At 61.0% G+C, this 23,287-nt stretch carries 20 protein-coding genes, 1 pseudogene and 1 riboswitch; of the genes and pseudogenes, 17 read left to right on the top strand and 4 right to left on the bottom strand.

Annotation, left to right across the window (positions count from 1 at the left end):
* Positions 1 to 63: 63 nt before the first annotated feature.
* From HGP31_RS13815 to HGP31_RS13805, 3 genes are all read left to right on the top strand, one after another.
* Positions 64 to 2,421 (top strand): fimbria/pilus outer membrane usher protein, encoded by a 2,358-nt coding sequence (locus tag HGP31_RS13815; RefSeq protein WP_168757960.1) that lies wholly within the window; start codon positions 64 to 66, stop codon positions 2,419 to 2,421.
* Positions 2,418 to 3,380, top strand: coding sequence for a Csu type fimbrial protein (locus HGP31_RS13810; RefSeq protein ID WP_168757959.1), 963 nt, complete (start codon positions 2,418 to 2,420; stop codon positions 3,378 to 3,380). Before HGP31_RS13815 ends, HGP31_RS13810 begins: the two co-directional genes overlap by 4 nt.
* A 222-nt stretch (positions 3,381 to 3,602) precedes the next feature.
* The gene (locus HGP31_RS13805) at positions 3,603 to 4,529 is read left to right on the top strand and encodes a transporter (RefSeq protein WP_240963547.1); all 927 of its coding nucleotides are present in this window, start codon (positions 3,603 to 3,605) and stop codon (positions 4,527 to 4,529) included.
* A gap of 24 nt (positions 4,530 to 4,553) precedes the next feature.
* On the opposite strand, the pseudogene HGP31_RS13800 reads toward HGP31_RS13805, so the two are convergent.
* Positions 4,554 to 4,811 (bottom strand): annotated as a pseudogene (locus tag HGP31_RS13800) (agmatine deiminase family protein); the annotation flags it as partial.
* A gap of 210 nt (positions 4,812 to 5,021) precedes the next feature.
* On the opposite strand from HGP31_RS13800, the gene HGP31_RS13795 reads away from it, so the two are divergent.
* The 9 genes from HGP31_RS13795 (at position 5,022) to HGP31_RS13755 (ending at position 12,814) form a co-directional block, all read left to right on the top strand.
* Positions 5,022 to 5,390, top strand: a complete 369-nt coding sequence (locus HGP31_RS13795; RefSeq protein WP_168757957.1) for a DUF6632 domain-containing protein — start codon at positions 5,022 to 5,024, stop codon at positions 5,388 to 5,390.
* 191 nt (positions 5,391 to 5,581) lie between these two features.
* Positions 5,582 to 6,748 carry an acetyltransferase domain-containing protein gene (locus HGP31_RS13790; protein WP_168757956.1) on the top strand — a complete coding sequence of 389 codons (1,167 nt, stop codon included), beginning with the start codon at positions 5,582 to 5,584 and terminating at the stop codon, positions 6,746 to 6,748.
* Between the two features lie 33 nt (positions 6,749 to 6,781).
* A riboswitch (cobalamin riboswitch) is annotated at positions 6,782 to 6,976 on the top strand.
* 146 nt (positions 6,977 to 7,122) lie between these two features.
* The gene (locus tag HGP31_RS13785; protein ID WP_168757955.1) at positions 7,123 to 8,136 is read left to right on the top strand and encodes an ABC transporter substrate-binding protein; all 1,014 of its coding nucleotides are present in this window, start codon (positions 7,123 to 7,125) and stop codon (positions 8,134 to 8,136) included.
* Entirely contained in the window at positions 8,133 to 9,149 is a 1,017-nt protein-coding gene (locus tag HGP31_RS13780; RefSeq protein WP_020797747.1) for a FecCD family ABC transporter permease, read from the top strand. Before HGP31_RS13785 ends, HGP31_RS13780 begins: the two co-directional genes overlap by 4 nt.
* Positions 9,146 to 9,937, top strand: coding sequence for an ABC transporter ATP-binding protein (locus HGP31_RS13775; protein ID WP_168757954.1), 792 nt, complete (start codon positions 9,146 to 9,148; stop codon positions 9,935 to 9,937). The genes HGP31_RS13780 and HGP31_RS13775 overlap by 4 nt, the downstream gene beginning before the upstream one ends.
* 21 nt (positions 9,938 to 9,958) lie before the next feature.
* Positions 9,959 to 11,293 (top strand): OprD family porin, encoded by a 1,335-nt coding sequence (locus HGP31_RS13770; protein ID WP_168757953.1) that lies wholly within the window; start codon positions 9,959 to 9,961, stop codon positions 11,291 to 11,293.
* Between the two features lie 40 nt (positions 11,294 to 11,333).
* Positions 11,334 to 11,939: a hypothetical protein gene (locus HGP31_RS13765; protein ID WP_020797744.1), complete on the top strand. Its 606-nt coding sequence runs from the start codon at positions 11,334 to 11,336 to the stop codon at positions 11,937 to 11,939.
* 52 nt (positions 11,940 to 11,991) lie between these two features.
* The gene (locus tag HGP31_RS13760; RefSeq protein WP_020797743.1) at positions 11,992 to 12,387 is read left to right on the top strand and encodes an avidin-fold protein; all 396 of its coding nucleotides are present in this window, start codon (positions 11,992 to 11,994) and stop codon (positions 12,385 to 12,387) included.
* Between the two features lie 31 nt (positions 12,388 to 12,418).
* On the top strand, positions 12,419 to 12,814 hold the full coding sequence (locus HGP31_RS13755) for a GFA family protein (RefSeq protein WP_033043439.1): 396 nt from the start codon (positions 12,419 to 12,421) through the stop codon (positions 12,812 to 12,814).
* Between the two features lie 48 nt (positions 12,815 to 12,862).
* Here HGP31_RS13755 and HGP31_RS13750 read toward each other — a convergent pair whose 3' ends face one another.
* On the bottom strand, positions 12,863 to 13,321 hold the full coding sequence (locus HGP31_RS13750) for a winged helix-turn-helix transcriptional regulator (protein ID WP_168757952.1): 459 nt from the start codon (positions 13,319 to 13,321) through the stop codon (positions 12,863 to 12,865).
* A 98-nt stretch (positions 13,322 to 13,419) separates the two neighbouring features.
* Between HGP31_RS13750 and HGP31_RS13745 the strand changes: the two genes are divergently transcribed.
* Positions 13,420 to 14,676: an MFS transporter gene (locus HGP31_RS13745; RefSeq protein ID WP_168757951.1), complete on the top strand. Its 1,257-nt coding sequence runs from the start codon at positions 13,420 to 13,422 to the stop codon at positions 14,674 to 14,676.
* Positions 14,677 to 14,795: 119 nt separating this feature from the next.
* Entirely contained in the window at positions 14,796 to 15,287 is a 492-nt protein-coding gene (locus HGP31_RS13740; protein WP_168757950.1) for a YkgB family protein, read from the top strand.
* 60 nt (positions 15,288 to 15,347) lie between these two features.
* Here HGP31_RS13740 and HGP31_RS13735 read toward each other — a convergent pair whose 3' ends face one another.
* A complete protein-coding gene (locus tag HGP31_RS13735) occupies positions 15,348 to 16,193 on the bottom strand; it encodes an AraC family transcriptional regulator (protein WP_168757949.1) in 846 nt (281 codons plus the stop codon).
* A gap of 263 nt (positions 16,194 to 16,456) precedes the next feature.
* On the opposite strand from HGP31_RS13735, the gene HGP31_RS13730 reads away from it, so the two are divergent.
* The 3 genes from HGP31_RS13730 to HGP31_RS13720 all read left to right on the top strand — a co-directional run bounded on the left by HGP31_RS13730 (position 16,457) and on the right by HGP31_RS13720 (position 21,376).
* The gene (locus tag HGP31_RS13730; protein WP_168757948.1) at positions 16,457 to 18,259 is read left to right on the top strand and encodes an acyl-CoA dehydrogenase; all 1,803 of its coding nucleotides are present in this window, start codon (positions 16,457 to 16,459) and stop codon (positions 18,257 to 18,259) included.
* Positions 18,260 to 18,434: 175 nt separating this feature from the next.
* A complete protein-coding gene (locus HGP31_RS13725) occupies positions 18,435 to 20,546 on the top strand; it encodes a 3-hydroxyacyl-CoA dehydrogenase NAD-binding domain-containing protein (protein WP_168757947.1) in 2,112 nt (703 codons plus the stop codon).
* 53 nt (positions 20,547 to 20,599) lie between these two features.
* Positions 20,600 to 21,376: an SDR family NAD(P)-dependent oxidoreductase gene (locus HGP31_RS13720; RefSeq protein WP_033043596.1), complete on the top strand. Its 777-nt coding sequence runs from the start codon at positions 20,600 to 20,602 to the stop codon at positions 21,374 to 21,376.
* A 175-nt stretch (positions 21,377 to 21,551) separates the two neighbouring features.
* On the opposite strand, the gene HGP31_RS13715 is transcribed toward HGP31_RS13720, so the two are convergent.
* Entirely contained in the window at positions 21,552 to 23,279 is a 1,728-nt protein-coding gene (locus HGP31_RS13715) for an ABC transporter ATP-binding protein (protein WP_168757946.1), read from the bottom strand.
* Positions 23,280 to 23,287 lie beyond the last annotated feature (8 nt).

Raw genomic sequence — 23,287 nt, 5'->3', positions numbered from 1 at the left:
GTCAGTTTTTCGTGGCGAGGGGAGTAAAAGGAGACCAGGTCCATTGACGGACAGAAAGCGGTAATGAGCCAGGGGTGGGCTCGCAGTTTGCGGCGTCCGTTGAGGGCCATGGGTTGTGCGTGTTGCCTGGTTGTCATTCATCACGCAGAGGCCGCAGACCTGCCGCCTCCGCCCAGCGGCATGGAGGCTGTTGCCGATGCACAATTGTTTCTGGAACTGGTGGTCAACCAGATGAACACCGGACGGATCGTGGCGGTGGAGCAGCGCAACGGGCGATTTTTTGTGCCCGCCAGTGCGCTGCATGAAACCGGCATGAAACTGCCGCAAGACATCGGCGCTGAAGTCGGCCTCGACACCCTGCCCGGCCTGCACAGCGAGTACGACAGCAAAGCCCAACGCCTGTTGCTGGATGTGCCGCCCGACTGGCTGCCGGAGCAGTTTGTCGGCCGTAGCCAAGTCTATCCGCGTACCCCGGCCCTGAGCAGCTTCGGCGCCCTCCTCAACTATGACCTGTACCTCAACGACACCGATGATGCCGGCACTTACCTGGCCGCGTGGAACGAAGTGCGGTTGTTCGACAGTTGGGGCACGCTGTCGAATACCGGGCAATATCGCCGCACTTTGTCCGGGGACGCGATCAACACGCTGAACAATGGATACCTGCGCTATGACACCACCTGGCGCTATTCCGACGATGATCGGATGCTGACCTACGAGGCAGGCGATCTGGTCAGCGGTGCCTTGCCCTGGAGCAATTCGGTGCGCCTGGGCGGCGTGAAACTGTCGCGCGACTTCGGCGTGCGCCCGGACCTGGTGACCTACCCCTTACCGCAGTTCGCCGGGGAAGCCGCGGTGCCGTCGTCGGTGGACCTGTTCATCAACGGCTACAAGTCCAGCAGTGCCGATCTGCAACCTGGCCCTTACACACTGACCAACATCCCGTTCATTAACGGTGCCGGCGAAGCCGTGGTGGTCACCACCGACGCCCTGGGACGTCAGGTTTCGACCACGGTGCCGTTCTACGTCACCAGCAGCTTGTTGCAAAAAGGCCTGTCAGACTTTTCCGTGGCGGCCGGGACTTTGCGCCAGGACTACGGCCTTCAGGATTTCAGTTATGGCCCCGGCGTCACGTCCGGCAGTTTGCGTTACGGCCTGAGTGACAACTTCACCCTGGAAAGCCACGCTGAAGCCTCGGACACGCTGGCGCTCGGCGGCGTTGGCGGCAATGTGCGGCTGGGCAATTTCGGCGTGCTCAACAGCGCCGTCAGCCAAAGCCGTTTCGACGGGCAAACCGGTCAGCAACTGAGCCTCGGTTATCAATACAGCAGCCAGCGTTACAGCTTTTCCTGGCAGCGCCTGCAACGGCGTGATCAATATGCCGACCTGACCGTGGTCGACAGTCCGTACACCACCCTCAGCAAACGCAGCGAGCAGGCAACCCTGAGCGTCAATCTCGATACCTGGGGCAGCCTTGGCGCCGGCTATTTCGACGTGCGCGCGGCGGACGACTCGCGCACCCGCCTGCTTAACCTGACCTGGAGCAAACCGTTGTGGCGCAACACCAGTTTTTACCTGTCGGCCAACCGCGAAATCGGCGACAGCAACTGGGCGGTGCAGGCGCAACTGGTGATTCCGTTCGACCTGCGTGGCAGCCTGGCCATCGGCAGTGAACGCAGCAAGACCGGCCAATCGCAGCAGCGGGTCAACTACAGCCGTGCCGTGCCGACCGAGGGCGGGGTGGGCTTCAATCTCGGTTACGCCAAGGGTGACGGACCCGATTACCGGCAGGCCGACTTGACCTGGCGTTTGCAGTCGGTGCAGTTGCAGGCCGGGGTCTATGGCACCAGCGATGCGCAAACCCGTTGGGCCGATGCCAGCGGTTCACTGGTGTGGATGGACCGCCAGGTGTTTGCCGCGAACCGTATCGACGATGCGTTTGTGGTGGTCAGCACCGACGGCTACGCCGATATTCCGGTGCGCTACGAAAACCAGCAGGTGGGCCAGACCGATCGCAACGGTCATTTGTTGGTACCGTGGAGCAGCGCCTACTACCGCGGCAAATACGAGATCGATCCGCTCAACCTGCCGGCTAACGTGCGCAGCCCTAACGTCGAGCAGCGCATTGCGGTGCGGCGTGGCAGCGGCTATCTGTTGGAGTTTCCGTTAAGCCGGGTGATCGCCGCGAGCATCGTGCTGGTGGACGTGCAGCAGCAGGATTTGCCCTTGGGCAGCGGTGTGCTGCATGAGCAGAGCGGCACGCAAACGGTGGTCGGTTGGGACGGCCTGGTGTACCTGGAAAACCTGCAGGCGCAGAACGATCTGCGGGTGACGCTGGGCGATGGCAAGACCTGCCACGTGCAGTTTGCCGCCGACCTGGCGCAGGACCAGATCCCGCTGATCGGGCCGCTGGTGTGCCGATGAAGTGGTTGATGCTGCTGGCGCTCTGTCTGCCGGCCCCCGCCTGGGCCTTGTGTTCGGTGGTCGGCACTACGCCAGTGGCCTTCGGCTTATTGAGTTCGATTGCCGTGCGCACCACCTCGCAACCCGGTTCCACGCTCAACGGCGGCTTGAGTTGCACCGGCTCGCTGTTGTCCTTGCTGAGCAGCAACGATCACTTCTGGGCCACGGTCACATCGACCCAGAGCGGTTTGCTCGGCCCCACCGGCGACGTCATCGGCTACACGATCTACGCCAACAACAGCACCAGCTACCCGCTAACCCGCGGCACCGCCTACGACTTCGCGCGCAACGGCATCATCGATGCACTTGGCCTGCTCGGTGGCACGGTCCCAAGAACCGTGCCCTTGTATTTCGGCACCACCCTTGGAAGCAACGTCGCGGCCGGGATCTATAGCGAAACGCTGAGCATTTTCTGGAACTGGAACTATTGCTCGGGCATCGGCGTTGGCGGCTTATGCCTGGGACGCGACATCAATAGCGGCACCACCACGTTGACGATCAACCTGACGGTTGCCAACGACTGCACCATCACCGCCCCGAACATCACCTTCGGCAGCGCGCCGGTGGTCAGTGCTTTCGCCCCGGTCACCGGGCAGACCATCAATCTGGCTTGTACCAAAGGCAGCGCCTACACGGTGGGACTGAGCGATGGGCAAAACCCGCTGGGTGTCGGCGGGCGACGACGGATGATCTCAAGCGGCAATTACCTGGCCTATGACATTTTCAAAAGTGCCGGCACGACCCGCTGGGGGAGCGTGGGCAGTGCACGTCGGGCCAGTTCGGACGCGGAGGTCAATCCCGGAAATGGACTGGGGACGGGGAGCCAGGTCTTCAATTACAACGCGAAGATCTACACCGATCAGGCGACACCGCCAGCGGGGACTTATCTGGACAGTGTGGTGCTGGATGTGGGGTTTTGATGTGGGTCCCGGATTTCGTGGATTTCACCCCGTTTTTCTGTAGGAGCGAGCATGATTACTTGACCAGTTCAGCATGCTCGCGATGGTCTTCAACGATAACGCGGGGGGGCTTGATACCCCGTGGCGGCCTCGGGTTTTTCGCGCGCATGCTCGCTCCTGCAGGGAAGTGCTACAACAACACATAGAACCCTGAAAATCCTGACAGGAAGCGAGCGAATGTGGATGAAACACAAACTCTGCATCGCCAGGCTGGCTCGGGTCGCATCCGCATCGCTCATCATGGTAGCCACCACTGCCGTCGCAGAGGATCTTGAACCCAGGTCCTACGCCAATACGCCGGTCGGTATCAATTTCCTGCTCCTGGGCTACAGCGATCTCCATGGCAACGTGACCGCCAACCCCTCCGTCCCACTCCAGAATGCCAAACTCCACATCAAGACGGTCGTATTTGCCTTCGCCAGGTCCCTGGACGTCTGGGGCCGCTCCGGGAAGTTCGACATCGTCGTGCCTGAAGCCAGATTGACGGGCTCGGCCCTGTTTGCCGGTGAACCCAGGGAGCGAAATGTCACTGGGCTGATTGATCCAAGATTGCGCTTCTCGGTCAACTTGTGGGGCGCCCCGGCGATGTCCCTGGCTGAGTTCCCCAGCTATCAACAAGATGTGATTATCGGCGCCAGCCTGGCAATTACGGCGCCACTTGGCCAATACGACTCCAGCAGGCTGGTCAATCTCGGCAACAACCGCTGGTCATTCAAACCCGAACTTGGGGTTTCCAAGCGCCTGGGCCCCGTGACCCTGGAATTATCCGCTGCGGGAACCTTTTACACCGACAATAACCAGTACCTTGGTGACCGTACTTTTTCCCAGAACCCGATTTACCAGGCACAGGTGCATCTTATCTATGCCTTTAGTAACGGTGTCTGGGCCTCGCTGGATGGGACCTACTTCGCTGGCGGGAGTACCTCAGTCGATGGGATCGGTAACCACGACTTTCAGGAAAATACACGCTATGGGGGTACCCTCTCGCTGCCGTTGAACCGAAATAATTCGCTAAAGCTGTTTGCGAGTGAAGGTGCGCATACCCGTACCGGCAGTGAATACGATGCCGTTGGCATCGTCTGGCAGTATCGCTTCGGTGGAGGGCTTTGAATCTCAGGATTTACATAATCCAGACTAAACCGAAGGCTGGTGACTGGTCACACAGTGGATGCCGCCACCACCTGCGGCGATTGCGTCGATGTTGAGCTGCACCACCTCGCGGTCCGGGTAAAGTTCAGACAACAGGTCAAAGGCTTTCGTATCTGCTTCCTTATCACCGAACTGGGGCGCAATGACCGCACCATTGATCACGAAGTAATTGATGTAGCCGGCGGCGAAGTCTGGATTCTTTTTGCTGAATTTGTTCTGTCGTGGATTCGTCGATGGAGAGACTGGCAACTACCGATACCTGCTTGATGAACTCGCGGCGTGTCGACATGTATGTCTCTCAATTCTGCTTCGGCATGCATGCTACGTCTGCAAAAACAGGGAAACAAACGATGTATTTTGCAGAGAATTGATTAGAGGTACTTATCAATATGTCCAAGTGCTGGCCGCAGCCTCAGCCTATTATTTAGAGCCAGCCCCGAAGAGGAGTCCGCCATGACCGTAGTCGATCGCCTCAGGTTTTTACGCGTCGCTCTAGTTTTGGCTGGCCTCGCGTGCCTTGCTCTCTACCCACTTATGTTGTTCTGGCCGTCCGGCTGGGCTTGGCACGTCGGTCACTCGGACTACCCGATGATGATCGTTGGCATCTACGCCACACTTGGCGTCTTCTTGATCCTGGCCGCACGTGATCCATTAGCCAATCTGAGCCTCATCTGGTTCACCGTGTGGTCTAGCGCTGTACATGGAGGCATCATGGCCGTCCAGGCGGTTACCCAGCCAGGGCAAATGGGGCACTTGGCAGGTGACGTGCCGGCGCTCTTCATCGTGGCGGTTGCCTTGGCCGTCTTGACGCCCCGCTCGTAATTGACCGCTAGTCTCCCGATTGGCCCTCGAGCCCGGCGCTGATCTCAACGAAGTCATCGCCAGCAAGCCGGCTCCTGCAAAGTTAAATAGCATTTCGCCCACACAATCAATTATTTATGTTACGTTATAACAACATAACGATTATCGGTTCTTAACCGACAGCATGACCCACCCCCTGCCTGCGACTTTCAATGACAAACCTTGTTCAAACCCCGCCCACCACCAGCCTGAACCAACGCCTGATATCCATAGATGCCCTCAGAGGCTTGGTGATCCTTCTGATGCTGCTGGATCATGTGCGCGAGACGTTCTTCCTGCACCGCCAGGTCACCGACCCGATGCTTGTCGACAGCACGGAGCCAACGTTGTTTTTCAGCCGCACCCTCGCACATTTGTGTGCGCCGGTGTTCGTTCTGCTCACTGGACTGTCGGCATTCCTGTACGGTGAAAAGCACCAGGGCACGCCGTCGATGTTCCTGTTCAAGCGTGGCCTGTTCCTGGTTGTGCTGGAATTCACCCTGGTGAATTTCGCCTGGACCTTTCAGTTCCCGCCTGCTGTGATCTACCTGCAGGTGATCTGGGCGATTGGTGTCAGCATGATTGCCCTCTCTGTATTGGCCTGGCTACCTCGGCCAATATTGTGTGTCCTGGGCCTGGCCATAGTCGGTTTGCACAACCTGCTCGATCCCCTGCACTTCCCGCCCGGATCGGCGCTGCACCTGCCTTGGGCGATTTTGCATGATCGCGGCTGGATCGAATTCTCCGACCACTTGCGCCTGCGCACCTCCTACCCCGTGCTGCCGTGGATCGGCGTCATCGCCCTGGGTTACTGCATCGGTCCGTGGTTCGCACGCTCTACCTCGTTCGCAATGCGTCAGCGTTATCTGTTGCTGACAGGTGCCTGTGCATTGATCGGTTTCATCGCCCTGCGCCTGGTCAACGGTTATGGCGAAGCGCAGTGGGTGGTTCATGAAAGCACGACAGAAACCCTCATGAGTTTCTTCAACATCACCAAGTACCCCCCTTCCCTGCTGTTCCTGTGCCTGACACTGGGCGTGGGGCTTTTACTGCTGCTTGGCTTCGAGCGGGCCCGGCAGCGCCAATGGATCAGCATCCTGGCGGTATTTGGCGCGGCACCGATGTTTTTCTACCTGCTCCATCTGTATGTGCTGAAAATGCTTTATCTGCTCAGCGCGGCATTTTTCGGCCTGAACCAGGGCGACTACTTCGGCTTCGACGGCATAGGTGCCGTATGGCTGATCGCCGTGCTCCTGGCGGCAACGCTGTATCCACCGGTGCGCTGGTTCGCCGCATTGAAGGCGCGTCGTCGCGATATCGCCTGGCTCAAATACTTCTGATCAGGCGATGGGTTCGCCTCGGGCGGCATGATCGACTACCATGCCGCCGCCGGTTCCCAAACGGGATTCATAGGGAATCCGTGATGCTGCCAACGCATCAAACGGAACTGCCCCCGCAACTGTAGGTGCCGAGCCTGCTCCTGAACTGCCACTGGGATCGATTCCCGGGAAGGCTGGAGCACGCCATGACGCATCAGTCAGGAGACCTGCCGGCCAAGCAACAAATCACTAACCGGCGGGGTGTCCGGGAAGGACATCTGCGCGGGCGTCACTCAGGTGATGGGCCTTGCACTGCTGTTTTCGGCAGCGCTCGATGATGTGTTTTCCAGACCTTGCACCCTGGCTGCGTGTACGGTTCAAATGGAGATTGCATCATGCTGTTGCCGCGCTTTTTCACCCTCGTCACCGGCCTGGGACTTTCTGCCCTCGCCTGTGCCTCCCCTACTCATTACCCGCTGACGATCGAGAACTGCGGCAGCACACTGACGTTCACGCACGCCCCTGTCCGGGCGGTGACTATCGGCCAGGCCGGCACCGAAATGCTCTTCGCCCTGGGACTCGGTGACAAACTGGTCGGCACTTCGCTGTGGTTCAATGATGTGCTGGGCAAATACAAGGGGCAAAACGACAGGATCGAACGCCTGGCCGATAACGAGCCGAGTTTCGAGTCGGTCATCGGCAAGCGCCCGGAACTGGTCGCTGTCGAACTTGAGTGGATGGTCGGCCCGCAAGGCGCAGTCGCTACCCGCGAGCAGTTTCACGAACTGCAGATTCCAACCTATCTCATGCCCTCGGACTGCGAATCCAAGGACAACCTGGTGGGGGCCGACGGCACCCGCCTGCAGCCGTTTCGCATTGACAGTCTCTACAGAAGCATTACCCAACTGGCCGAGATTTTTGATGTCCAGGCGCGCGGGCAGCAACTGAACGCGCAACTGCAGGCCAGCCTGGCCAAGTCCATTGCCGCGGTGCAAGGCAAAGACCTCACGCACACCAGCGCGCTGGTCTGGTTTTCCAGTGCCAGCCTGGACATCGATCCCTATGTCGCCGGGCACAAGGGCATCCCCGACTTCATGCTGGGCACCTTGGGCGTGCGCAATGTGGTGCAGTCCGACGAAGAGTGGCCAACCGTTGGCTGGGAAACCATCGCCAAGGCCAACCCGACATTCCTGGTCATCGCCCGCATGGATCGCCGGCGTTTCCCGGCTGACGACTATCAACGGAAACTGCAATTCCTGCGCAGCGATCCCGTGACCCGCAACATGGACGCGGTGAAAAACAACCGCATCATTATCCTCGACGCCATGGCCATGCAGGCCAGCTTGAGAATGTTCGACGGTCTCGAATCGCTGGCAACGGCCATCAACCGCTACGACCTGCCAAAATGACCGCGACGCTGATTCGCACTCTGCTTGCACTGGTGATGCTGCTCGTGGCCGTGATCGCCGGCGTGGCCATCGGTGAAACCCGCATCGAACCCGGCGTGGTGTTCCAGGTGTTGGCCAATAAAATGTGGATGGCCGGGTATGTCCTCGATCCTATCGATGAGGGCATCGTCTGGAACTACCGCCTGACTCGCGCGTTGGTGGCGGCGGCTTGCGGGGCGGGCCTGGCGACCTGCGGGGTGATCCTGCAATCGCTGCTGCGCAACCCGTTGGCCGATCCCTACCTGCTTGGCATTTCCGCGGGGGCCTCGACGGGTGCGGTGCTGGTGGCGTTGCTGGGCCTGGGTGCCGGAGCGATTTCGATGTCGGCCGGGGCGTTTGCCGGCGCCGTCGCCGCCTTCACCGTCGTGGTATTGCTGGGCCGTGCCAGCGGTTCGCCCGGCAGTACCGGCCAGATCATCCTGGCGGGCATTGCCGGTTCACAACTGTTCAATGCGCTCACCGCGTTCCTAATCACCAAGTCGGCCAGTTCCGAACAGGCTCGCGGCATCATGTTCTGGCTACTGGGCAATCTCAGTGGCGTGCGCTGGCCCTCCGTGTGGCTGGCTGTACCGGTTGCGGTGGCCGGCCTGGCGGTTTGCCTGTGGCACCGGCGGGCACTGGATGCCTTCACCTTTGGCGCCGACTCCGCGGCCTCACTCGGCATTGCGGTTCGTCCCGTGCAATTTCTGTTGATCAGTTGCGCCGCCCTGGTGACGGCGGTGATGGTGTCGATTGTCGGCTCTATCGGTTTCGTTGGACTGGTCATTCCCCACGCCGCCAGGCTGTTGCTGGGCACTCGGCATACCCGCCTGTTGCCGGCGAGTGCGCTGGGCGGTGCGGTGTTTCTGGTGGCCGCCGATGTGCTGTCGCGGACCTTGATCAAGGGCCAGGTGATTCCGGTCGGCGTGATTACCGCATTGGTCGGCGCGCCGGTGTTTGCGCTGATCCTGGTCGGTCGGAGGAATGCCCGATGAATGCGCTTGCGCCGGTTACCGACGAAACCGTGCTGAGTTGTTCCAGCCTCGGATTGCATATCCGCGATGTTGAACTCTTGCACCAGATTCACCTGGACATTCGTCGTGGCGAAACCCTGGGCCTTGTCGGGCCCAACGGCTCTGGAAAATCCACCCTGCTCAAATTGCTGGCCGGTGTGCGTGGGCCCAGCCGGGGAGCGGTCCATCTCAACGGCCAAGACCTCAAGGCCCTGTCCCGGCGAACCATCGCCCAAACCCTGGCGGTGGTTGAGCAGCAGGCCGACACCCTGGATGCGATCAGTGTGTTCGATGCCGTGGCCCTGGGCCGAACGCCGTGGTTGTCGGCCTTGAGTCCATGGTCGAAGGCGGACGAAGACATCGTCCATCAAGCCTTGCGCGACGTCGATGCGACGCATCTTTGCAGGCGCACGTGGCGTAGCCTCTCTGGCGGCGAGCGTCAGCGCGTGCATATCGCTCGCGCCCTGGCCCAGCGCCCGCAGATCCTGTTGCTGGACGAACCGACCAACCACCTGGATATCCAGCACCAGATGGCGATTCTGCACGTTGTTCACGCATTGCCCGTGACCACCGTGATTGCCCTGCACGACCTCAACCAGGCACTCACCTGCGATCGTCTGGCGGTGCTGGAAAAAGGGCGCTTGGTGGCCCTTGGCAAGCCGCTCGAGGTGTTGACCCCGCGACGCCTGCTGGAGACTTTCGGGGTGCACGCGCACTACCTCATTGACCCCTTCGACGGCGCGCACATCCTGCGCTTGCGCTCATCCTGATTTGTTTGTGGACACCCCGGAATGCATACCCGATCAGCCATTCTCTTCGCCCTGGCAAGCCCTCTCGCACTCGCCGATTCAGTTCAATCGCAAGCCAAGGGATTTATCCAGGACAGCGCCTGGAGCGTGCTCAATCGCACGGTTTACGACCATCGCGAGTACCTCAATGGCGCCCGCAATGGCGCTGCGCGTAATGCCTACAAACCGCGTGATGAGCGTAATGGCTACGCCGAAGAATGGGCCTACGGGCTGATGGCGACGGTGCAATCGGGCTTCACCCAGGGCTTGATCGGGGTGGGCATGGATGCCCATGCCTACCTCGGGGCACAACTCGACAGCGGCGGTGGCCGCGCAGGGAAAGCGCGATTGCTCGGTCTCGACAACCAGGGACATCCCAAGGATGCGTTCAGCCGCGGCGGTGCGGCACTCAAACTGCGCCGGTCATCGACCGTGCTGAGCTATGGCGAACAGCGCGTGAAAACGCCGGTATTCAGTTCGTCCGATAGCCGTCTGCTCCCGGAGACCGCCACCGGGGTGTTTCTCACAAGCAACGAGTTCGAGGCGCTGACGCTGGTAGCTGGTCATTTCAGCGAAAGTACCGATCGGAACGCCAGCAGCCATGACCAGGGCTTTGTGGTCAACTACTCCAACGCCGTGAAAGGCAATGCCTTCGATCTCGCGGGCGTGGTCTTCACACCGGCAAAGAAGCTGACCGTCAGCGCCTATACATCGCGCTATGAGGACACCTGGAACCAGCATTACCTGGGTAGCACCTTCATCCAGCCGCTGGGTGAAACCCGCGCGTTGTCGATCAACCTGAACCTGTACCGCACCACGGATGAGGGCAAGTCGCTGTCCGGCAGGATCGACAGCACGACCTGGAGCCTGATGTCCACTTACACCCAAGGCCCCCATGGCTTCAGCCTCGGCTATCAGAAGGTGGACGCCAACACACCGTTTGACTACGTCACCCGTGGCGCTATCTTCATCAGCAACGCCGTCCAGCTGTCGGACTTCAACGCTCCCCATGAACAGTCCTGGCAAGCCCGCTACGATTTCGATGCCAGCCCCTGGGGGTTACCGGGCCTGTCCATGAGCGCCGCCTATGTGCGCGGCAGCCGGATCGATGGAAGCCATGTCGACCCGCAAGGCGGCTACGCCTACCTGGGTTATGGCGAAGGCGGCAAACATTGGGAGCGTGACCTGCAGGTGCGCCATGTGGTGCAAGGTGGCGCGGCGAAAGGCACCACCCTGTCGTTGCAATACAATGTGCATCGGGGCAATACCGCACAGGCAGAACTGGACACCGACCAGATACGCCTGGCTGTGGAGTATCCGCTGACGGGAAGGTTTTGACGCGTGCCGCAATGACGCAATTAATGGAGCAGTCATAACAATGATCCTGGTTGTTGAAGGTATCAGCGCCAGTGGGAAAACCACTTGGTGCGCCGAGCATGGAAAGCAGCATGTCATTCCCGAAAACGGCCGTTTTGATAACGAGCCGGACCGGATAAAGAATCCAGTCGGAGCAGCCACCTTTTGGGCAGAGCGAAACGTGGATCGCTGGCAACAAACGTTGGCCATGGAAGACACCTCTTCGTGGGCCTTATGTGACAGTGATCCTCTCAAGCTCCACTACATCTGGAGCCTTTGGCAAATCGGCGAGGCGAGCGAACCCGAGTGGCGGGTAGAGTTGGACGCTACAAGAGAAACGATCGCACAAGGACGTATTGGCTTTGCTGACTGTTATATTGTTGGCCGCATCGATCCTCAGCTCGCGCGCGCGCGTGCCAAAGCAGACACCACCCGCCGACGCAGCAAATTCGAGCTACACGTGCGCCTCCAACAAGCGCTGCTGACTTGGTACTCAGCCATGGATGAAGTGCTTCCCGGCAGAGTGCGATTCGGGTTTCCTTCAAAAATGCCCACCGTCGGCAACCTTGATGGGAGATATTCGGTAACGGCATTTGATCAAATGATCGCATCGCTCCCCGGAAAGTAATCAGTACTCCAACGCTAAGATGGACCCTCTCCACTACAAGGAAGCAACATTCATGGAAAGCCCCTTTTCTCAAGTCACCGAACGTTTGAACAATCGCCGATTCACGGTAGCAGGCAATACCCACGGGCTGTCCGGTGCAGGCACGGTGTTTCACTACCAGGTCGAGGGAGATGCCATTTCAAGTACCTACCAGGGCGGCAAGATCCGCATGGGCCATCAGGTCGGCCGCGTGACAGGCCCCGAGACCATCGAGCTGCTTTTTCATTGCCTGACCACGGAGGGTGAGATTCTGTCCGGCTGGTCTCGTGGCACGGTAGGCGTTGATCACGAGGGGCGGACCACCCTGTCCTTCGTATGGGGTTGGTTGTCGGGTGCGACTGGAGGTGGGGAGTCGAGCTACGTCGAGCTTGTCGCTTGGCAAACGCCGTCAGACTGCAAAAAGCCGTGATCTTCACACAGTGCCCAAACCGGAGGACAAAATGAAAGGAAGCTGCGCTTGTGGGGCTGTAGGCTATGAGATCGACAGCATTGATATGCCGATCAGCCATTGTCACTGCAGCACCTGCCGCAAGACCCATGCCGCTGCTTATGTCTCCACGGCTGGCGTGTTGAAAGAGCATTTCAGGTGGACACGAGGCCTGGACGCGTTGAGGCCTTTCGAGTCAACTCCCGGGAAGATCCGACACTTCTGCTCGCACTGCGGATCGCACCTTGCGGCAGAGCGTAACGGCTCAAGCGCGATGATCGTGCGCGTGGCGACGCTGGACGAGGATCCTGGTTCCAGGCCCGAATATCACATCTGGACGGAGCAGGACGTGGCGTGGCTGAATGGGGAGGGTCTGCCAGGGTACTCACAATGGCAGCCTGGGCGATGATGGAAAGTTTGCTTGGCCCTCACCACTTCTGGAATGACAACAGCCGATTCACGACTCGCCATCAACCAGTCTCACCCTGTGGCAATCAGCGGGCCGCAGCGTCTGCCCGCTCGCTGAGCGCACCTCAATCGGCATCAACGGCTTGCCGGACGCGTTGTCCAACAGCACAGAACGGGTCTCCTGCGGCTCGAACAGGAATCGTTCGCCCCACTGCCTCATGCAGACCACCAACGGAAAGATCTCCCGTCCTTTCTCTGTCAGCACGTACTCCTTGTAGGCGCTGCCATCCGACGCCGGTCGGATGTCGAATATCCCGATCTCGACCAGAGTCTTCAGTCGCGAAGCCAGAATATTCTTGGCCACGCCCAGGCTCTTCTGAAATTCGCTGAACCGGCGAATGTCGTCAAAGGCATCGCGGATGATCATGAGCGACCAGCGATCGCCAATGGCTTCCAGTGTTCTTGCGACCGGGCATTCGTTGCCTTGTGGCGTAGCGTCGTCGAGCATTTTTTACTCCCGGGAATGTGGTTGCAATTTGAAACCTGTCATGCCAACAATAGATTCAGGTTTTAATTTGCAACCAGTTTAACGCCACGGAGGCGCACATGACAGCAGATACCGATTCAGCGGCCCAATGCCTGGTCAGGCGGCCTGGGCAAATCGGCGAATGCACCGGGTTCGAACACTCTCCAGGGCTTTCACCATCGCTGACGTTATTGTTTTCCATCACCTGCGCACTTGCAGTCGGCAACGTTTACTTCGCGCAACCGTTACTCGATTCCATGGCCCAGAGTCTGGGCGTGGACTCATCTATGATCGGGATTGTGGTGACGGCCACCCAGGTGGGTTACGCGCTGGGGCTGCTGTTCATCGTCCCGCTGGGGGATCTGGTCAATCACAAGCGGCTGATTCTGGCGCAAGTGCTGCTGTCGGCGTTGGCGCTGGCGGCGGTCGGTGCTGCCCAGCAATGGCTGGCCCTGTTGAGTGCCATGATCGTGATGGGCCTGCTGGCCGTGGTCGTACAGGTACTTGTGGCATACGCCGCCGCGCTCGCAACGCCCTCGCAACGCGGGCAAGCCGTCGGGACGGTAACCAGCGGGATTGTCCTGGGCATTCTTCTGGCGCGGTTTACCTCTGGCGTGATTGCGGACATCGCGGGCTGGCGCGCCGTGTACTTTGTGTCTTCAGGGCTGATGCTCACGCTCGCGGCGGTGCTGTGGAAAAGCGTGCCGGTAACGGCAGTGTCGAGGCATCAAGACAGCTACCTCACGCTCATCCGTTCGCTGTTCACCCTATTCATTACCGAGCCCACGTTACGCGCCAGAGGCCTGTTGGCGATGCTGATCTTTGCCGCTTTTTCCGTGTTGTGGACGTCCATGGTGCTGCCCTTGAGCGCCCCGCCGCTGTCGCTGTCACACACGGCTATCGGCCTGTTTGGCCTGGCCGGCGTCGCCGGTGCCCTGGCGGCCAGAAGAGCCGGTCGCTGGGCCGATCAAGGCCTGGGGCAACGAGTGACCGGCATTTCGCTAGGGCTCCTGACGCTGTCCTGGTTGCCCATTGCATTCGCCCAGACGTCCCTGGTCGCCCTGGTCTGCGGCGTCGTCCTGCTCGACTTTGCGGTGCAGGCAGTACACGTCGGCAACCAGAGCATCATCTTCGCCGCACGACCCGACGCGCACAGTCGCATGGTCGGCGCCTACATGTGCTTCTACTCGGTCGGCAGCGCGCTGGGAGCCGCCGCAGCGACCCAGGTTTATGCGCTTTGGGGCTGGATGGCCGTCAGCCTGCTGGGCGCCTCGATCAGTGCTGCTGCTCTGGTCTTGTGGTTTTTCTCGTCGCCAAGTCAAGACGATCTGCACTGAATGCAATACGTTCTGGCGCCACGAGCATGGCATCCAAGGCAACACTGTCCGCACTCCCAACGCACACCGCGCCGGGTTGTTGATTAGCGTTCCTCACCACTCTCCTGGAAGCCTTGATCATGAAAACCTTAAGCATCGACAACAGCAGCACCAACGTACAAAGCTCTTCCACGCTCGGGATCAAAACCATGGCGCTTGGCACCTACGGTGCCTACTTTGCACTCGCCGTCATTTACTTCTGGTTTGGCGGGATGAAGTTCACCCACTACGAAGCCGTCGGGCTGGTTCCGTTGGTGAGCAACAGCCCTCTGCTGGGTTGGGTCTACGACATTTTCAGTGTCGATACCTTCTCCAGCCTGCTTGGCATACTGGAGGTCTCGATCGGGGTCCTGATTGCAGGTCGCTTGCTGTCACCCAAGCTTTCATTGATCGGCGCAGCCCTGTCTGCCGGACTGTTCTTCACCACCTTGAGCTTCATGTTTTCGACCCCCGGCGTGATTGAACCCGGCCTCGGTTTTCCAGGCATCTCGGTGGCGCCGGGGCAGTTTCTGCTCAAGGACATCGGCTTGCTTGCCGCCTCGATATTTATCGCCGGCCACTCCCTGACTTAGCTGCAAAGCCGTTGAACCGATGATCGACCCTGCGCGATGGCCTGAAGCAGTTCGATGCTTTCAGGCCATTGCCCCATCATCGTCTCCCGCCAGGTCTTTCACCCAGTCCCGCGGGCTGCAGCCCGTCTTGCGTCGAAACGCACGTGCCAGTGCCGAAGGGCTTTCATAGCCGACCTCGGCGGCGATCAGCGTAATCGACCGCCCTTCACGCAGGCGTTTCTGCGCCAGGCTGATCCGCCAACTCAACAGATATTCGGCAGGTGTCTGCCCGATGACGTCGCGAAAATGCACCGCGTAGGCCGCGCGCGACATATTCGACTCGCTCGCCAGTTGCGCAATTGACCAGGCACGCTCGGGTGCGTTGTGAATTTGCACCAGGGAGCGAGCCAACCGCGGATCAGCCAGGCCGGCCATCATTCCGGTGCGCAATTGTTGGTGATCAAGCAGATGCCGAAACAACAGGATGATCAGCAGTTCAAATAAACGCTCCAGAGCTGCCTCCCTGCCACAATGCGCGCTCGCTGCCTCGCCGAACATCCACTTCAGCGTATCGGCCAGCATGGGCAGTTCATCCAGGGACAACACCAGGCAATCGGGTAACGAAGCCGCCAACGGATTATCGATTCCGCCCTCGAACTCCATTGAGGCACACAACAGTTGAGCGCCCTCGGACTCGTTGGCAAACAACTGATGTCGGCTGGGGCGTGGCATGAAAATCAGGCTGGGCCGGGTCAGCAGTAAGTCCTTGCGATCGGCGCCCAGCAACGTGACGCTGCCCGCCTGCAGCAGATGAACATAACCACGCCCTTGCGCACCATCGTAGGACGCGAGGCCGCATAACCTGCCGTTGTAAAACAGGTTTGCGCGTACGCCGAACTGCGAAAACAAGGTAGACAGGCGATCCATGGACGATCTCTTGGCCAGGCCTAGACGCTCAGATCATAGCATCGGCGGTGGGTGCTTCGACGCAAGCCCCGTGCCTGGAACCTTCGAGGCTCTCTCTTCGCGCCTGTTGCGGGCGAGGACACTGTTTCCGTCACCTGACGACGTCCGGGCCTCCCCCAAAGGAGGGGGATAAAAGCCCGGCACATCACACTATTGTGGACGCCTGTAACGGGCCGAGAATTGCTTCCATGGCCCACACTCGACACTGTTTGACGAGAGATGCCATGACTGACCTGCTGCTCAACGAACGCGAACTGCGCTTCCAGCTTTACGAGCTGCTCGATACCGAAGCGTTGCTGCAACGCCCGCGCTACGCCGAGCACGACCGCGGCGTGTTCGACGCTTCTCTCACCACCGCCCGCCAGATCGCCGCTGAGCTGTTCGCCCCGCACAATCACAAGGGCGATGCCAACGAACCGACCTTCGATGGCGAGCGGGTTCACATGATCGCCGAAACCAAAGTCGCCTGGGACGCCTTTGCCCAGGCCGGGTTCCTGGCCGCCCACCACGACTTTGCCGATGGCGGCCTGCAATTGCCGGAAGTGATCCTGCGAGCTTGCATGGCCTACTTCAACGCGGCGAATATTTCCACGGTCGCCTATTCCTTCCTGAGCATCGGCGCGACCAATCTGCTCAGGGCCTTTGCCAGTCCACCGTTGCTTGAACGCTTCCTGGCGCCGATGCTCGACGGTCGCTTCAGCGGCACGATGGCCCTCACCGAACCCGGCCAGGGCTCGGCGCTGGGCGACCTGCGCACCCTGGCACGCCCGGCTGAAAACGGCACTTACCGGATCTTCGGCCAGAAGATGTTCATCTCCGGTGGCGACCACGAACTGACCGAGAACATCGTGCACATGGTGTTGGCCCGCATCGAAGGCGCGCCGGCCGGGACCAAGGGCATTTCGCTGTTCCTGGTGCCCAAGTTCCTGGTCAATGCCGATGGCAGCGTCGGTGCGCGCAACGACGTGGCGCTGGCCGGCCTGCTGCACAAGATGGGCTATCGCAACACCACGTCCACGGTGCTCAGCTTCGGCGAGCACGACGGCGCCGTGGGCTACCTGGTCGGTGAGGAACATCAGGGCCTGAGCTACATGTTCCAGATGATGAACGAGGCCCGCATCGGTGTCGGCCTCGGGGCCGCCAGCCTCGCCTACCAGAGCTACATTCACGCCCTGGACTACGCCCGCCAGCGGCCACAGGGCCGCTTGCCCGGGAACAAGAACCCGGCGGCACCCCAGGTGCGCATCGTCGAGCACGCCGACGTGCGCCGGATGCTGCTGCAACAGAAGGTCTACGCCGAGGGCAGCCTGGCGCTGTGCTTGTATGCCAGCAGCCTGGTGGAAGATGCCCACACCGCGACCACTGCGCTGGCGCGCAACAATGCCGGCGAATTGCTCGACCTGCTGACGCCGGTGGTCAAGACCTACCCCTCGCGCTACGGCCTGCTCGCGTCCGAGATTGGCGTCCAGGTGCTTGGCGGCGCCGGTTATACCCGCGAATACCCGCTGGAACAGTACTACCGCGACAATCGCCTGAACCCGATTCATGAAGGCACCGAAGGCATCCAGGCCATCGACCTGCTGGGTCGAAAACTGGGGCCGCGCGGAGGTGATGGCTATCGACTGTTCACCGCCGAAGTGCTTGCCACCCTGCTCACCGCCAACAGCGACCCACACTGTGCGCCGCTCGCGGCACTGCTGGCCGATGCCTTGCGCGTACTCGAGCAAGTCACCGCCAGCCTGCAAACGCAGGTGACGGCCGATGCCAACCTCGGCATGGCCAATGCCACGCCCTATCTGGACCTGTTTGGACGCGTGGTGGTCGGGTGGATCTGGTTGCGCCAGGCCCTGCTGGCCAGCCGCGCCCTGGGTTCGGGCGCCGGCGACAGCGACGCCGATTTCTATCAAGGCAAGTTGCAGGCTGCGCATTACTACATGACCTGGGAACTGGCGTCGCTGGAGTCCCAGGGGCGGCTGCTCACTGAAGCCAACCATGTCGCCTACTACATGCAGGACCGCTGGTTCTAATGCCCCTCCCCTGTAGGAGCGAGCATGCTCCGGGCGGCGTTCCGACGATGGTCGTCAACGATAACGCGTGCTTTCAGGATTCACGCGGTGTTTGGAAGTTCATCGTCGGAACGCCGCCCGGAGCATGCTCGCTCCTACAGGGGGCCGTGATAACAATAAATTTCGGGAAATCAACATGAGCAACCTGGTCACCTACCACGTCGAAGACAACCTCGCCCTGATCGGCCTGGCATCAAAGCCGGTCAACGCACTGGGGCAACCCCTGCGTGCGGCCATTCTCGACGCCTGTGAGCGCGCCGCCAGCGATCCTGCCGTCTCGGCGATCATCGTGCACGGTGCAAACGGCTTGTTCTGCGCCGGTGCCGATATCAGCGAATTCGGCCTTCCCGGGTCTTTCGCCGCCCCTTCGCTGCCCGACTTGCTGTTGCGTCTGACCCAAATCGACAAACCACTGATTGCCAGCATCGATCGCTTCGCCCTCGGTGGCGGGCTGGAGCTGGCGCTGGCCTGCGGTTACCGCATCAGCGCTGCCGACAGCCGCCTCGGCCTGCCGGAAATCAATCTGGGCCTATTGCCCGGTGCGGGCGGGACCCAACGTTTGCCGCGACTGATCGGTGCCGAACCGGCACTGGAAATGATGATCTCCGGCCAGCCTGTCAGCGCAGGCAGGGCCCTTGAGCTCGGCTTGATCGACCGCTTGCCCGGGGACGGCGAATGCCTGCTCGATGGCGCACGTCACTTCGCCCAGGAGTTGATCCGCGAAAGCGCACCGGCACGCCCCGCAGAACGTCACGCCAACCCGGCCGCCGCCCTGCCCGAAGGGTATTTCACAGACTATCGGGCCAGCCACGAACCGCGCTGGAAAAACCGCCTGGCGCCCCGACTGTTGCTGGCGGCCGTCGAGTCGGCCTGCGTGCTGCCGTTGCAGGCCGGCCTGCAGCGCGAAGTCGCCCTGTTCAAGGAAGCCGAAGCCTCGACGCAATCCCAGGCCTTGCGCCATGTGTTTTTCGCCGAGCGCGAGGCCGGCAAAGTGGCCGGTGTCACCGCTAACACTGCCTTGCGTCCGGTCGCCCGGGTCGCGGTGATCGGCGCCGGGACCATGGGCGGTGGCATCGCCATGAACTTCGCCAACGTGGGCATCCCCGTCACGCTGCTGGAGCTCAAACCCGAGGCGCTGGAGCGTGGGCTGGGGCAAATCCGCAGCAGCTATGAGATCAGCCGGCAACGCGGCAAGCTGACCCAGGAACAGCTCGACCAGCGCATGGCCTTGCTCACCGGCACCCTTGACTATGCCGACATTGCCGAGTGCGACCTGGTGATCGAGGCGGTGTTCGAAAGCCTGCCGATCAAGCAACAGGTGTTCCGCACCCTGGATGAGGTGTGCAAGCCAGGCGCGATTCTGGCCAGCAACACCTCCACCCTCGATGTCGACCAGATCGCCGCGGTTACGCGCCGCCCGCAAGACGTCATCGGCCTGCACTTTTTCAGTCCGGCCAATGTGATGCGCCTGCTCGAAGTGGTTCGCGGCAAACTCACCGCGCCCGAGGTGCTGGCGACCACACTGAAACTGGGCAAGACGATTGGAAAAATCCCGGTAGTGTCCGGCGTGTGCTTCGGCTTCATCGGCAATCGCATGCTCGAACCCTACTCCCGCGAAGCCCATCGCCTGGTATTGGAGGGCGCTACGCCAGCGCAAATCGACCAGGTGCTGACTGACCTCGGCCTGGCCATGGGGGTGATGGCGATGCACGACCTGGCCGGGATCGACGTCAGCTTCCTGGTGCGCGAGTCGCGTCGTGAAGCGATTGCCCATGATCCGAGCTATTGCCGCCTGGCTGACGAACTGAACGCCCTCGGCCGCTTCGGCCAGAAGACCCGGCGCGGTGCGTATATCTATGAGGGTCGCGAGCGCAAGGAGGACTTCGAGGTCATCACCCTGGCCGAACGCATCGCCGGCGAACTGGACATCCGCCGCCGGCCGATCGCCACGCAGGAGATTCATGACCGCTGCCTGTTCATGCTGATCAACGAGGGCATCCAGCTGCTCGACGAAGGCATTGCCGAGCGCAGTGGCGATATCGACCTGGTGTGGATCAACGGTTACGGCTTCCCGGCGTGGCTCGGCGGGCCGATGCATTCTGCCGAGCAGATCGGCCTGGACAAGGTGCTGGACGGTATCCGCCATTACCGCAAGGCCCTCGGCGAATACGGCGAGATGTGGTTCCACCCTGCCCCGTTGCTGGAACACCTGGTGGCTGCCGGCAAGACCCGCATCGAACGAATCTGAGTCCCGATCGGCCGCCATGGGCGGCCGATCCACTCCCCGACAGGAACAATGCGATGAATGAAAACCCCGGTTTTTCCCTGATTGGCAAGACGGTACTGGTCACCGGTGCCTCCAGCGGCATTGGCGCGCATCTGGCGCGCGTGGCCAGCGATGCGGGTGCGCGCGTAGTGCTAGGCGCCCGGCGCGTGGAGCGCTTGCAGCAACTGGCAGACGAAATTCGCCAGACTGGCGGTGAGGCTATGGCCGTGGCCCTGGACGTTACCGATCGCGACAGCGTCGAAGCAGCGTTTGACGCCGCCCAGGCTGCTTTCGGTGTGGTGGATGTAGTGCTCAACAATGCCGGCATCGGCAACGGCCAGCGCGTGCTGGAGATCAGCGAGGCCGATTGGCGGGCGATGCTGTCGACCAACCTCGACGGCGTCTGGCGCGTTGCCCAGTGTGCAGCGCAACGCCTCGCAAAGGCACAGCGACCTGGCAGCATCGTCAACATCGCCTCGATGCTCGGGCTGCGCGTAGGCACTGGCTACAGCCACTACTGCGCGGCGAAGGCTGGCGTGGTGCAACTGAGCAAATCCCTGGCGCTGGAACTGGCGCGCTACCAGATCCGCGTGAATGCCATTGCGCCGGGTTACTTCAAGACCGAAATGAACGATGAGTATTTCGACAGCGAAAAGGGCCAGGCGTATATACGCGACACCGTGCCAATGCGACGACTGGGAAGCCTGCAGGAACTGGAAGGCCCGTTTCTCCTGCTCGCGAGCGAGGCCGGCGCCTTCATGACAGGCGCGGTCCTGGCAGTGGACGGCGGCCATCTGGTCGGCAGCCTGTAAACGCTAGCTCCCGCGAATGAACGGATATCTCTGTAGGAGCGAGCATGCTCCGGGCGGCGTTCCGACGATGGAGGTCAACGATGTTGCGAGGAGCCTGACACGCCGCGGTGCTCTCAGGTTTTTCGCGAGCATGCTCGCTCCTACAGACCGGACGCCCCCTACCCCTGCGCTTTTCTCAGGCTTTCGCCTCGTCAGCCCGAGTGCCATCAGGATCGACGGCATGGTGCGTGGCCAGTACCTTGCCGTCTCGGACCTCGAGAATCTGATCCGCAATGCGGATCACGGCAGGCCTGTGCGACACTGCGATGACCGTGATGCCAGGCGTGAGATTCTTCAGCACCTGGCATATTTCGGCCTCCGACTCGGGATCGAGGGCGCTGGTGGCTTCGTCCAGGATCAGCAGCCTGGGGCGATGGGCCAGGGCACGCGCGATGACGATACGCTGCCTTTGCCCTCCTGAGAGTTTGGCCCCGCGCTCGCCGACGATCGATTGCAGTCCGCCAGGGCATTCCTGCACAAACTGCCATGCACCGGCCTGACGCAGCGCGCGCTCTGCGTCGGCGGCGTTCAAGGCCCTGTCTCCCAAGGTGACGTTCGCCAGGATGCTATCGTGCAGCAGTAGGGTTTCCTGGGTGACGTAGCCGATCATTCGGCGCCAGGCCTTCCTGTCCAGGGCATGCAAGTCACAGTCGTCGACCCTGATGCGTCCGGACTGTGGCGCGAGCAGCGCACAGATCAGGTCGAGCACGGTGGTCTTGCCGGAGCCGGACGGACCGATCATGGTGGTGAATGAACCGACCGGGAAATTCATCGACACGTTGTTAAGAACCTGCCGCCCGCCGTAGCCAAAACTGATATTTTCAAAAGCGATATGCCGCTGCAAGGAAGGCGTGCAAGTCCCTCCGACAGGCTCGGCATCGGCAATAGCGTTGTCGATCGACTCGTTAATGGCCCAATAGGCGCTCTCTTGCGCGGCCATCCGGTGATAGCGCTGCTGTGCCTTGTGCAGCAACCCCAGCATGCGCACTACCACGAAGATCAACACCATCACCGAAGACAGCGGCATGCCGCCGATGACCAGCCCCGCGTAGAGGCCCGCCGCGGCAAGGATCGCCAGCATGGGCTCCTGCAAGGCCCTCAGCGTTTCGCGGCTCATCACTTCGCGTTCCAATGCGGTATTGAGTTCGCCGGCGTGACGACGCAGCAAGGAATCGGCGATGTCATCGCGTGCCATGGCTTTGAGCGGTTTCACCGAGCCAAGGGTGTCCGTCAGGTGGACCAGCAACTCGCGCATCAGGCGGGTCTGGCTTTTCCCGACACGCCGCGATGTCTTGACCAGACCTCGCACGGCAGCCAGCAGGACGAAGCCGATCACCAGTGACAGGATCGCGGCCTGCCACGAGACAAAAAGCGCGATTAGTGCATAGGCCGCCGCCTGGATACCCAGCGCCAGCATATTGGCCGCATGCTCATAAGCCGTGGAAGCACGGAAGGCTTCGGTTGCAACGGCATTGGCCAGTGCTCCGGAGGGTTGGCGCAGGTAATATTCCCAGCGGCTACCCAGCAATGCCTTGATGAGGCTCACACGCAGGTCGGTTGCCACGTGTGCCACGGTATAGCCCACTTGACGGTTGCCCAACAATATCAGCAGGTTGCTCAGCGTCATGCCCACGACAATGACCACCAGCATGTTCGCGATCGTCGGCTGCAGGCCGATCGAGTTCATTGCCCCGAAGACGTAGACCGCCAGCTTCGAATGAGGCTGGTCTTCAAGCATGGCCGATATCAAGGGCAGCATCGTGCTCAAACTGACGCTTTCAACCACCCCTGCCAGCAGCAGGCTCAGGAGCATCAGCACGGTGCGGGCCGGGTAGGAGCGGCCAAAGGCAAAAATAATCCGCATGACTGTGG

This window comes from Pseudomonas umsongensis, from assembly GCF_012647205.1.
GTDB lineage: Bacteria > Pseudomonadota > Gammaproteobacteria > Pseudomonadales > Pseudomonadaceae > Aquipseudomonas > Aquipseudomonas umsongensis.
This window is presented reverse-complemented; position numbering and strand designations above follow the sequence as displayed.